The sequence below is a fragment of the Paenarthrobacter sp. NPDC089675 genome (genome assembly GCF_044749185.1).
Taxonomy (GTDB): Bacteria; Actinomycetota; Actinomycetes; order Actinomycetales; family Micrococcaceae; genus Arthrobacter.
The window spans coordinates 138,588-149,212 of sequence record NZ_JBIVHM010000010.1; the positions used below are offsets into that span (position 1 = coordinate 138,588).

Sequence of the window (10,625 nt, forward strand, 5' to 3'; positions counted from 1 at the left end):
CCGCGCTCCGGCGTCGTGCTTTATGCGCTTTCAGGCAGCAGTTCACCGTAAGGCGCCACCACCGTACCCGTCGCCGTCGAATCCGGGTTGAGCATCCAGCCGACCCGTTTTGCGGTGTTGAGCATCACCACGCTCTCCACGAGCTCCACCCCCGGAATGCGTTGCTGGATAGCCAGCTCCATTTCCATGACCTCGGCCAGGGTGCGCAGCCACATGATCATGGTGAAGTTGGTTCTGCCCGTGGTGGAGGCCGAGAATCGGACGTTCCTGATGGCCCTGAGCTCCGTGGCTGCTGCTTCGTGCTGGCCGGCCGGGACGTTGGCGAACCACTGCACGGTGACGGGGTAACCCGAGAATTTCTGCGCGATCTCGCAGCGGAAGGACAGCATCCGGCTGGCCAGTACGCGTCCCAGCTGGCGCTGCACGGTGGCCGGGTGGCGGCCAAGGGCACGCGCGATCTCGGCGGCCGACGCGCGGCCGTCACGGGCAAGGAACGGGATGAGGGCGAGGTGGCTCTCCGGCAGCGGAACCACGATGGCATCCGGAGCAGAAGGGTTGGCCGACTCGGGTCCTGCGAGCGCGCGGACAGCCTGTTGTTCGGCCTTGCTCAATACGTTGAGCCGCCACGCGTAGCCGCTCGTGTGGATCCGTGTGCAGAGGGCGGTGTGGTACTTGGTGAGCCCGCGGACTTCCTTCAGCCGCGGCAACAGGCCGGTACTGAACTCGTCCAGGTCCTGGGTGATGACTGTCAGGGTGAGGTCGCGGTTGCTCGCGGCTTCCTCCACCGTGATCACCTCAGGCAGGCCGGCCACGGCGGCTGTCACCTCAGGGCGGAGGTCCATTTCGCAATCGATGTCCACCATGGCCAGGCACATGTTCTTGGGGTCGCCCATGAGGTGTGCGGTGGTCCAAGACGCTCCTTGCGCCAGCAAGCGGTCCCAGCGTGCGGCCAAGGTGGTGGCGTGTACGCCCAGGACATCGCCGGCGTCGGACCAGCTGATGCGGGGCGAAATCTGCAGTGCATTGATGAGCCGCAGATCTTCTTCACTGAGTTCCATAGCTCTATTGTCCGTCAACGATGCATGAATCCTGCGTTTTCTCCCATTGAATGCAAATTTCCAGATGTTTCCGTCATTGTGAATCAGGTCACCACAGAATGGCATAAGGAACCCGTAGCCAAGCACCACAGGAGAACGAATGACCATCGCCGCCGACGCCAAGGAACTGCAGGACGACATCGTCCGCCTCCGCCACGACCTCCACCGCGAACCGGAGATCGGCCTGCAGCTCCCCCGCACGCAGGAAAAGGTACTCAAGGCGCTGGACGGACTTCCGTACGAGATCACCTTGGGCAAGGACACGACGTCGGTCACCGCAGTCCTGCGGGGCGGGGCGGCCCACGCTTCGGCGGAGAAGCCCGTGGTGCTGCTGCGGGCGGACATGGACGGCCTCCCCGTCCAGGAAACCACCGGAGTGGATTACACGTCCCGCTTGGACGGCGCGATGCATGCCTGCGGCCACGACCTCCACACCTCCATGCTGGCCGGCGCCGCCACCCTGCTGGCCGAACGGAAAGACCAACTGGCCGGGGATGTGGTCCTCATGTTCCAGCCCGGCGAAGAAGGATTCGACGGTGCCAGCTACATGATCAACGAAGGCGTCCTGGATGCTGCCGGCCGCCGCGTGGACACAGCCTACGGAATGCACGTCTTCTCTTCATTGGAACCGCACGGCCAGTTCGTCACCAAGAACGGCGTGATGCTCAGCTCCTCCGACGGCCTCGTGGTGACGGTCCTCGGGGCCGGTGGCCACGGCTCAGCACCCCACTCCGCCAAGGATCCCGTGACGGCCGCGGCCGAGATGGTCACCGCACTCCAGGTCATGGTCACCCGGCAGTTCAACATGTTCGATCCCGTAGTCCTGACCGTCGGCGTGCTGCACGCAGGAACCAAGCGCAACGTCATCCCCGAAACTGCCCGGATTGAAGCCACCATCAGGACCTTCTCCGAAGAGTCCCGGCAGAAGATGATGGTTACAGTACCCAAGCTCCTCAAAGGCATCGCCTCGGCCCACGGTTTGGAGGTGGACGTGGATTACCAGCAGGAATACCCCCTCACCATCAACGACGAGGACGAGACGAACACGGCCGAAAAGGTCATCGCCGGGATGTTCGGGGAGTCGCGCCTCACCCGCATGGCCACTCCCCTGAGCGGCTCCGAGGACTTCTCCCGCGTCCTCGCCGAGGTTCCCGGAACCTTCGTGGGGCTCAGTGCCGTAGCCCCGGGAGCCGACCACGCGACGTCGCCCTTCAACCACTCGCCCTACGCAACGTTCGACGACGGCGTCCTCACCGACGGCGCGGCGCTCTACGCCGAACTCGCCGTTTCCCGCATCGCCACCCTTTCCGCCAACTAGCCCCACCGCCCCCTTGGAGAACCCCATGACCACTACCGTTGGAACGTCCCCCGACGCCAAGGTCCACAAATCCCACGTGCGCACGCTGGTGGGAACCGGCATCGGCAACGCCGTTGAATGGTACGACTGGGCGATTTACGCCACGTTCTCGCCGTTCATCGCGAGCGCCCTGTTCAGCCAGGCCGATCCCACCTCCGCCGTGCTGTCCACCTTGGCGATCTTCGCCGTCGGGTTCGTTGCCCGGCCGTTCGGCGGCTTCGTGTTCGGCTGGATCGGCGACAGGATCGGCCGCAAGACCTCCATGACCATCGCCGTTGCCTTGGGCGCGGTGGGCAGCCTGCTCATCGGTATCGCTCCCACGTTCGCAGCCGTTGGTGCCCTTGCGTCCGTGATGCTCCTGGTGGCCCGCCTTATTCAGGGCCTGGCGCACGGTGGTGAGCTGCCGTCGTCGCAAACGTACCTGTCCGAGATGGCACCCAAGGAGCGCCGCGGCTTCTGGGCAACCCTCATCTACACCTCGGGTACCGCGGGAATCCTGGCCGGCACTTTGCTCGGCGCCATCCTGACGGCCGTGCTGAGCAAGGATGACATGAGTGCTTGGGGCTGGCGTATTCCGTTCCTCATCGGCGGCGCGCTGGGCATCTACGCCCTGATCATGCGGGCCAAGATGAAGGAAACCGAGGCGTTCGAGGCAGAGGCGCCCAAGGAAAAGCGCGCCCCGATGTGGCCGCAGATCGTCAAGTACCGCAAGCAAGCACTGCAGGTCATCGGGCTGACTGTTGGCCTCACGGTTGTCTACTACATTTGGGGAGTCGTGGCTCCGAGCTACGCTGCCTCTACCCTCAAGATGGACCGCGGTGCCGCACTCTGGGCCGGCGTCATTGCCAACATCGTGTTCATCGCTGCCTTGCCGTTCTGGGGCAAGCTCTCGGACCGGATCGGCCGCAAGCCTGTGCTGATTCTCTCCTCGGCCGGCGCTGCCCTGTTCCACTTCCCCATGACGTGGCTGCTGAAGGATTCGCCATGGCAGCTCACCGTGTCCATGGCCGTGATGCTGTTCTTCATCGCAGGCAGCGCGGCGATCGTCCCGGCAGTGTACGCCGAGCTCTTCCCGACGCACATCCGTACCGTCGGCGTCGGCGTTCCCTACTCCATCTGCGTTGCTGCCTTCGGTGGCACGGCTCCCTACCTGCAGACGTGGCTGACCACGATTGGCCAGGGATACCTGTTCAACGTGTACGCCGTGATCCTGCTGGTGATCAGCATCGCGTTTGTGTTCACGATCCCCGAGACGAAGGGCAAGGACCTGACCGTCTGAGCTTCGTTGCGAGGCCCGCTCTGCGCCCTATCCCCTGGTTTTGGGACGCAGAGCGGGCCTCGCAACGTTAAACGAAGCGGTCGCGGCCTGCGCGGTAGCCGAAGAACGCCGCGAGGGCACCCACAACCAGGAACAGGATTCCTGCGGCGGCGAACCCACCGGTCGCCTGATGGAGTTGCCCCACCAGGAGCGTCCCCGTGGAGCCCACCCCGTAGCCAACACCCTGCATCATTCCGGACAAGTGCGCCGCCGTGTGGGCATCGCGGGTTCGGAGCATGATCATGGTCAAGGCAACGGCCGTGAGGGAGCCCTGGCCCAGTCCGAGCAATCCTGTCCAGACCCAGATCAGTTCCGTGGGCCCAAAAATGCTCAGGGCAAACCCGCCGCCCGTCATGAGCGCCACCACCAGGTTGATGGCCCGCTGGTCCTTCAACCTCGCGGCGAGCGCCGGCGCGAAGAGCGAGCCAAGCATTTGCAGCACGATCGAGACCGAGACGATCAGCCCCGCCGTCCCCCCGTCCACACCCCGGTCGCGCAGGATCGGCGCGAGCCAGGCAAACACACTGAACGACATCATCGCCTGAAGAACCATGAACGCCGTGACCTGCCACGCCACTGGTGAACGCCACACATTGACTCCGCCGTGCATTGCCTGGTGCCGGACCGCACGCTGGCGGACCGCCAGGGGCAGGAAAAGCAAAAGCACGACGCCGGCAGGCACCGCCCAGAACCACAGCGCCGATGTCCAGTGGCCGGTTGCCGAAAAGACCGGATACGTGAATCCTGCGCCGAGGGCTGCCGAGGCGCAGATCGCAGTGGTGTAGAGGCCACCCATGAGGCCCAGCCGGTGCGGGAAATCCCTCTTGACCACGCCGGGCAGGAGCACGTTGCAGAGCGCGATCGCCGCGCCGCAAGCCGCTGTTCCCACAAGAAGGCTCGGGAGGTGGCCCGCTCCCGGAAGCTCGCTCGGGCGGACCAGAAGGCCCGCCGTGAGGATGGCCATTGCCCCGAGCAGGACCCGTTCCGCTCCGAAGCGACGAGCCAGCACCGGGGCAAGGGGCGCGAAGACACCCAGCAATGTCACGGGCACGGTGGTCAGCACCACCACCGACCATCCCGGCAGGCCGGCGTCGGACGTCACTTCGGGAAGAACGGCGGAGAAGCTGGAGAATACTGTCCTCAAGTTGAGGCCAATGAGGATGAGGCAAACGGCCAGGTAGACCAGGCCGCGTTTTCCCTTGAGCTCTGTGGGAGCTGCCGCAGGCTGTTCGTCGATTTCGGCGTCGACGGCGACCTCCGGGAGGGGGCGCTTGCCGGATGTGTTTGCCGAGGCGGGCTTCTCTGAGACGGGCTTCTGGGAGGAGGTCACACGTCCTATTCTGTCAGCCGGTTCCCACGTCACTCCACGGTTACCATCACCGACGGCCAACCCGAAGCTCCGTCAGGTACAGGATCGGCTCGTTTGTCTGTTTGGACTTCTCCCGTGCCATCGGTCGCCCTGGCCCGGACGTAGTGCATTCCCGGCGTGGCATTCCATTCATAGGACCACTGGCGCCACGTGACGGTGGATGCTTCGGCAGAGAGCGTGGCCTCGGCCCATTCGCCGTCGTCTATCTGGACTTCCACCTTGGTAATGCCCCTAGTCTGTGCCCAGGCGGTGCCGCCGACAGCGACCTTCCCCGCCTTCAATTTGGCGAACGATCCCGGCACATCCACGCGTGCCATCGTCTTGATGGGTCCACGTTCCGACCATCCGCGCTCGGTCCAGTAAGCCTTGCTGTCGGCGAAGCGGGTGACCTCCAGTTCAACCACCCATTTGGTGGCGGAGACAAAGCCATACAGTCCCGGAACCACCATCCGCACCGGATAACCGTGTTCCAAGGGAAGCGGCTCGCCGTTCATGCCGATCGCCAGCATGGCGTCGCGGTCGTCCTGCAGGACCTCCAGCGGAGTGGACGCGCTGAAGCCGTCAATGGACTTTGAAAGCACCATATCCGCTCCATCCTTGGGTTTGGCCCTGGCCAGGACATCGCGGATGGGCAGGCCCAACCATTTGGCGTTTCCGGCCAGTTTTCCGCCCACCGGGTTGGAGACACAGGTAAGGGTGACGTGCGATTCAATCAGCGAGCCGTCCAAAAGGTCCTGGAAGTTAAGGGTGACTTCCTCTTCCACCATTCCGTGGACCCTCAATTGCCAGTCAGCCGCATTGATTTCCGGGACGCTCAGGGCCGTATCGATGCGGTAAAAGTCCTTGTTCGGGGTCAGCCAAGGCGGCACTCCCTCCACCGGGGACTGAACGCCCGCCGGCACCGCAGCCGCCGGCTTGGCCGGAGCAGGGAGCCGGAGGGCCTCGCGTGCTTGCGCTATGTTGCTCCGCGCGGCACTTAGCAAGCGGCCGCCAGTGGCCGCGATTCCCGCCGCCACGGCCGTGACGCCGGCAGCAGCGAAGAAACGACGGCGGCTGGTGCCTTGGCGTTCAAACCCGCCATCGGCGTCGGCTGCTTGCTGAGACGTGTCCAGCCGCCACAACGGCACCATGAGCATGCGCAGTACTCCCAGGCCGGCCAGGGTCCCCAGCACTGACGGGATAGAGTCCACGGGGCGAACCCCTGCGCGGGTCAGGACGCACGCCACGATGACTGCTCCCAGGAACAGCACGCCGAGGACGCCCAACGCCCATTTCCGGTAGGCAACCACGCCCAGCACGCAAGCCAGCACGGCAATGGTCAGGCCCATGCCCACGAACAGGGCAGCCTTGTCGTTGGTGCCGAACGTGGCGATCGCAAAGTCCTTCAGCCACGGCGGAGTGAAGTCGATGAACGTGGACCCCAAGGCAAAGAGCGGCGTTGCCCTGGCCGTGAAGTACGCACCGATCAGTTCCGCAACAGCGAGCACGACGGCGGCGGACACCACGCCTGCCAGTGCGGCCATGAAGTAGGTGCCTTTGGATCGGGGTGGGAGCTTAGCCATGTCAATGATTCGGAGCGGGCCGGCGCACGGATGGGTGGGACCACGGCGCCCCTCCCCGGCCAGGATCTCCATTCCCCGGAAAGACCCGTTGGCTGGAACCAAAGTATTCTTGAATGGACATGAGTGATACTCCAGATTCCCCGCGCCCCATTACCCCCGGCAGCCAGGCTTCCTACGGCACGTACGGCGGCAGGCCCGTCAGTTTCGTGCGCCGCGGCACGCGCCTTCAGGGACGCAGGCAGGCCGCTTGGGAAGAGCACGCCGAACGCTGGGCCATCCAGGTCCCGCGGCACGTCGCCAACACCTCCGTGCACCCGGACTATGTCTTCGACGCCGAGGCAGTGTTCGGCCGGAAAGCTCCGCTGATTGTTGAAATCGGTTCGGGCCTGGGCGACGCCGTGGTGCACGCGGCCGAGCAGAACCCGGACAAGGACTTCCTGGCCGTGGAGGTCTACACGCCGGGACTGGCCAACACCATCATGAAGATCAACAGCCGCGGGCTGACCAACGTCCGTGTGGTGGAAGCCAACGCCCCTGAAGTCCTCGAATCCATGCTTCCGGCCGGTTCCGTGAGCGAACTCTGGGTGTTCTTCCCGGATCCCTGGCACAAAGCCCGCCACCATAAGCGCCGGCTGATCCAGCCGGCATTTGCGGCCGTTGCAGCCAAGGCCCTGAAGAAGGGCGGCTACTGGCGCATCGCCACGGACTGGTCCAACTACGCAATCCATGTCCGCGAAGTCCTCGCCGGATCCACCGAATTCGAGAACATGCACGAAGGCGAGCGCAGCGGCGAGGAGAGCCCCCTGACGCACGTGTGGCAATCCGGCGTCGAATCCGTGGTGGGCGGCGCACCCGTCAAGGAAGGCCGGGCGCCCGTCAGTACCGAGCACACCGGGCCGAACCAGGGCATCGACGAGGTGGGCGGCTGGGCACCACGTTTCGATGGCCGGATCCGCACCAGCTTCGAGAACAAGGCGCACGAAGCCGGTCGCATGATCTTCGACCTCACCTACCGCAAGATCTAGCCCGGGACTTTTTGGGGGGAAGCATGAACTACCAGCCGCCGGCAGAGCACTACCAAAAGCCACCACGTACGGGGACGCCCGGGTTGGGTGCGGGTATCACCAGCATCGTCAGTGCCGTGCTCTCCCCTGTGGCAGCCGTGGTCAGCATCCCCCTTGGCATCGCGGCCTTCGCGTCATCGGTGAGCAGGTACAACCAGGGAAATGACGCGTGGTGGGTGGGAGCTCTGGCATTCGCCGCCGCCGCGGTACTGCTGGCCATTACGGCGATGGTTTCCGGACTGTTTGCAGTGTTCCGCTCGGGACGCATGAACGCCGGGCGCATCACGGGCATCATCGGCTTATCCATCATGGCCGTAAATGTGTTTGGTGTTGCGTTCCTGGTGATCCTGCTGCTCGGTTCGGGACAGGGCGCCTGACATGCCACAAGTACGCGCGGAGCGGTTCATTCGGCTGGACCCGGAAACCACGTTTGCCCTCTCCCAAACCACGGGAACGTTCAGGCTCAAATGGGACCCCTTCATTTCGGCGCAGTCCTTCGTTGACGGGGCGGCGAAGGCCGGCAAAGGTGTCCGCACCAGGACCGTTTCCCGCATGGGCCTCAAGATGGTCACCGAGTATGTTTCCTACGTCCCGCCCCGGAACGTAGGCATGACCATGGTTGCCGGGCCTTGGTTCTTCCGTAACTTCGGCGGTGGCTGGCGTTTCACCCCCGAGGACGGCGGGACCCGTGCGGTTTGGAAATACACGTTCTCCTGCAGGCCTGCCTGGCTGGGCCCGGTCGCGGAGAAGATCGGCATGCTGGTGCTTGGCCGCGAGATCGAACGACGGATCGAAGCCTTTGCCCGTGCATGCGAGGATCCGGAACTCGTCGCCGAACTCCAAGCCCCATCAGGGAACCGAGATTGAGGCAACCGTCTTGTCGGACTCGTCCCTGAGCTCCACCCCTGCGATGCCTGTCAGCTGCACCGGGGTGGCACCGGTGATCTTAATGCGCCCGCTCGGGGTGGCAGTCCATCCGCAGGTCCGCTCCTCGGCACCATCGCGGCCTTTCACCCACAGGTAAAGCGTCCCCTCCAGGGGCATACTGCGGCCCTCGACATCCAACTCCGTGCCCCAGGTCTTCTTCACCATGCCCACCGTGAGTTGCAGGCCGTTCCCGGACTCCACGGAGTAGGTGGCATCAGGCTTAGGTGGCTGGTTCAGCAACGGCCCGGCGAGGAAACCCAAAGCCAGGCATGCAGCAGCCACCGCACCAACAACAGCGGCCCACCGCCGTCGTGATTTCCGCCTGCGGGCCGACAAGTCCACCAGCAGTGCTTGCGGTGCGGGTTCGATGGGTGCGAGCGGCTGCGTGCCGCCGGAGGTTGTGAGGGCGACGGCGTCAGCGGCCGGGACTGCGTCCAGCAGCGCAGGGAGGCTCTCGAGTCCTTCCAGTTCCTGCCGGCACTCGGCGCAGCCGTTGAGGTGGTCTTCGAAGGCCCGGGCTTCCTCCGGTTCCAGGCCACCCAGCAGATAGGCGCCCAGCAATTGGTGGACGGTCTCGCCGTTCATCGTTCCACCCCCATTTCATCAAGGATCGTTCGGAGGGCCTTCACAGCGTAGAAAGCCCTTGATTTCACGGTGCCCGCAGGAATATTCAGCTGCAACGCGGCCTCGACCACGGTGTACCGCTGGTAGTGCAAGGCCACCAGTACCTCGCGGTGTTCGTGGCTCAACCGCAGCAACGCCTCTTCCATGAGCACGCGGTTGAGGAGTTCGTCCACTCGTTCCGTGGCGGCATGGTCGGGGAGGTCGTGCTCGCCGGTTTCGTTGGGGCGGCGTTGGGACTTCCGGTAATTGTCGATGATCACGTTCCTCGCGGTCCTGAACAGGTAGCTGCGCAGGCTTCCGGTGATCTGCGGGGCGTGCTGCCACACTTTGAGGATGGTTTCCTGCACCACGTCGTCGGCCAGGTTTGCGTCAGGCGTGCAGCTGAGGACGAAGCGTTTCAGGGCTACGCCGTGGTCGCGGTAAATCGCTGCCACCACGTCCTCGTCCAACGGCATAGCCACCTCCTTCGCTGTGTCACCCCATACGACGCCCCTCGTCCCGAAAAGGTTCACCTTGAACCATTCTTGCGCGGCCGGCGTCGTACGGGTTAGCGCCGACCCGTCCGGCCGGCTCGTCAAAGGAGCTAAGGATGAAAAAGCAACTCAGCCTGGGAATCGGGGGACTCTTCCTCGCCGCCGCTTTGGCAGGATGTGGCGGGAGCCCGGGTACGTCCACCTCTTCAGCGTCGGCACCGCCTTCGTCGTCGTCGTCTGCGGCTTCCTCCACTCCTGCCGCAGCCGCGGACATGAAGACCGCGTCATCCAGTGCCGGCCAGATCGTGGTGGACAGCCAGGGCAAGAGCCTCTACGTCTTCACCAAGGACGTTAAGGACTCCGGAACCAGTGCCTGCACCGGAGCCTGCCTCGCGGCGTGGCCGGTATTTACGACGACGTCGGGCACTCCCACCGTTGACGGCGTCACCGGCAAGGTGGGAACCATTGCAACGCCTGACGGGAAGAAGCAGGTAACCCTCAACGGCATGCCCCTGTACTACTACGCCAAGGACAAGGCCCCCGGCGATGTCGCGGGCCAGGGCGTGAGCAACGTTTGGTACCTGGTAAGCCCGAGCGGGGAAATGATCAAGGGGGCTGCGTCCACGGGTTACTGAGGTCGCGGGAAACCAACCGTCCTCGCCGAGTTCGTGGGAATCCTGCCAGCAAGCCGGAAATTCCCTGTGTGTCAGGCTGTCGTGTGACAGGTTGTGTGTCGCTCGCGGTCTGACGCACAGGGCGGGGAAAGGTCCGTCATGGATTTTGTTATTCCCTTGCGTGCTTCGAAGCGGAGTCAGTTCACTTTGGCTCAGAAAC

11 protein-coding genes are annotated in these 10,625 nt (G+C 64.3%); 6 read left to right on the forward strand and 5 right to left on the reverse strand.

Translation table 11 applies throughout. The features are described from left to right. Window positions 1–20: 20 nt before the first annotated feature. On the reverse strand, window positions 21–1,058 hold the full coding sequence (locus ACIPY2_RS18990; RefSeq protein WP_400267947.1) for an Lrp/AsnC family transcriptional regulator: 1,038 nt from the start codon (window positions 1,056–1,058) through the stop codon (window positions 21–23). Window positions 1,059–1,197: 139 nt separating this feature from the next. Between ACIPY2_RS18990 and ACIPY2_RS18995 the strand changes: the two genes are divergently transcribed. Next, window positions 1,198–2,415: a M20 family metallopeptidase gene (locus ACIPY2_RS18995; RefSeq protein ID WP_400267948.1), complete on the forward strand. Its 1,218-nt coding sequence runs from the start codon at window positions 1,198–1,200 to the stop codon at window positions 2,413–2,415. Window positions 2,416–2,440: 25 nt separating this feature from the next. After that, the gene (locus tag ACIPY2_RS19000; RefSeq protein ID WP_400267949.1) at window positions 2,441–3,733 is read left to right on the forward strand and encodes an MFS transporter; all 1,293 of its coding nucleotides are present in this window, start codon (window positions 2,441–2,443) and stop codon (window positions 3,731–3,733) included. A 67-nt stretch (window positions 3,734–3,800) separates the two neighbouring features. On the opposite strand, the gene ACIPY2_RS19005 is transcribed toward ACIPY2_RS19000, so the two are convergent. Together ACIPY2_RS19005 and ACIPY2_RS19010 are read right to left on the reverse strand one after the other, a co-directional pair. After that, window positions 3,801–5,009 carry an MFS transporter gene (locus ACIPY2_RS19005; RefSeq protein ID WP_400267962.1) on the reverse strand — a complete coding sequence of 403 codons (1,209 nt, stop codon included), beginning with the start codon at window positions 5,007–5,009 and terminating at the stop codon, window positions 3,801–3,803. Between the two features lie 122 nt (window positions 5,010–5,131). Then, the gene (locus tag ACIPY2_RS19010) at window positions 5,132–6,703 is read right to left on the reverse strand and encodes a molybdopterin-dependent oxidoreductase (protein ID WP_400267950.1); all 1,572 of its coding nucleotides are present in this window, start codon (window positions 6,701–6,703) and stop codon (window positions 5,132–5,134) included. Between the two features lie 119 nt (window positions 6,704–6,822). Here ACIPY2_RS19010 and trmB point away from each other — a divergent pair, with 119 nt between their 5' ends. The 3 genes from trmB to ACIPY2_RS19025 are packed head-to-tail and all read left to right on the forward strand — an operon-like array spanning window position 6,823 to window position 8,634. Continuing rightward, window positions 6,823–7,728: a tRNA (guanosine(46)-N7)-methyltransferase TrmB gene (gene trmB, locus ACIPY2_RS19015; protein ID WP_400267951.1), complete on the forward strand. Its 906-nt coding sequence runs from the start codon at window positions 6,823–6,825 to the stop codon at window positions 7,726–7,728. A 23-nt stretch (window positions 7,729–7,751) separates the two neighbouring features. Then, window positions 7,752–8,144, forward strand: coding sequence for a hypothetical protein (locus ACIPY2_RS19020; RefSeq protein ID WP_400267952.1), 393 nt, complete (start codon window positions 7,752–7,754; stop codon window positions 8,142–8,144). Window position 8,145: 1 nt separating this feature from the next. Then, on the forward strand, window positions 8,146–8,634 hold the full coding sequence (locus ACIPY2_RS19025) for a type II toxin-antitoxin system RatA family toxin (protein ID WP_400267953.1): 489 nt from the start codon (window positions 8,146–8,148) through the stop codon (window positions 8,632–8,634). Here the strand turns inward: ACIPY2_RS19025 and ACIPY2_RS19030 are convergent. Continuing rightward, window positions 8,617–9,279 carry an anti-sigma factor family protein gene (locus ACIPY2_RS19030; RefSeq protein ID WP_400267954.1) on the reverse strand — a complete coding sequence of 221 codons (663 nt, stop codon included), beginning with the start codon at window positions 9,277–9,279 and terminating at the stop codon, window positions 8,617–8,619. The genes ACIPY2_RS19025 and ACIPY2_RS19030 overlap by 18 nt on opposite strands. Beyond that, a complete protein-coding gene (locus tag ACIPY2_RS19035; protein ID WP_400267955.1) occupies window positions 9,276–9,773 on the reverse strand; it encodes a sigma-70 family RNA polymerase sigma factor in 498 nt (165 codons plus the stop codon). The genes ACIPY2_RS19030 and ACIPY2_RS19035 overlap by 4 nt, the downstream gene beginning before the upstream one ends. Before the next feature lie 134 nt (window positions 9,774–9,907). On the opposite strand from ACIPY2_RS19035, the gene ACIPY2_RS19040 reads away from it, so the two are divergent. Next, window positions 9,908–10,426 carry a hypothetical protein gene (locus ACIPY2_RS19040; protein WP_400267956.1) on the forward strand — a complete coding sequence of 173 codons (519 nt, stop codon included), beginning with the start codon at window positions 9,908–9,910 and terminating at the stop codon, window positions 10,424–10,426. Window positions 10,427–10,625 lie beyond the last annotated feature (199 nt).

What these genes read in the sequence shown, in the direction of transcription:
- ACIPY2_RS18990 (WP_400267947.1), bottom strand. Translation starts at nt 1,058, where the DNA reads ATGGAACTCAGTGAAGAAGATCTGCGGCTCATCAATGCACTGCAGATT.
- ACIPY2_RS18995 (WP_400267948.1), top strand. Translation starts at nt 1,198, where the DNA reads ATGACCATCGCCGCCGACGCCAAGGAACTGCAGGACGACATCGTCCGC.
- ACIPY2_RS19000 (WP_400267949.1), top strand. Translation starts at nt 2,441, where the DNA reads ATGACCACTACCGTTGGAACGTCCCCCGACGCCAAGGTCCACAAATCC.
- ACIPY2_RS19010 (WP_400267950.1), bottom strand. Translation starts at nt 6,703, where the DNA reads ATGGCTAAGCTCCCACCCCGATCCAAAGGCACCTACTTCATGGCCGCA.
- trmB (WP_400267951.1), top strand. Translation starts at nt 6,823, where the DNA reads ATGAGTGATACTCCAGATTCCCCGCGCCCCATTACCCCCGGCAGCCAG.
- ACIPY2_RS19020 (WP_400267952.1), top strand. Translation starts at nt 7,752, where the DNA reads ATGAACTACCAGCCGCCGGCAGAGCACTACCAAAAGCCACCACGTACG.
- ACIPY2_RS19025 (WP_400267953.1), top strand. Translation starts at nt 8,146, where the DNA reads ATGCCACAAGTACGCGCGGAGCGGTTCATTCGGCTGGACCCGGAAACC.
- ACIPY2_RS19030 (WP_400267954.1), bottom strand. Translation starts at nt 9,279, where the DNA reads ATGAACGGCGAGACCGTCCACCAATTGCTGGGCGCCTATCTGCTGGGT.
- ACIPY2_RS19035 (WP_400267955.1), bottom strand. Translation starts at nt 9,773, where the DNA reads ATGCCGTTGGACGAGGACGTGGTGGCAGCGATTTACCGCGACCACGGC.
- ACIPY2_RS19040 (WP_400267956.1), top strand. Translation starts at nt 9,908, where the DNA reads ATGAAAAAGCAACTCAGCCTGGGAATCGGGGGACTCTTCCTCGCCGCC.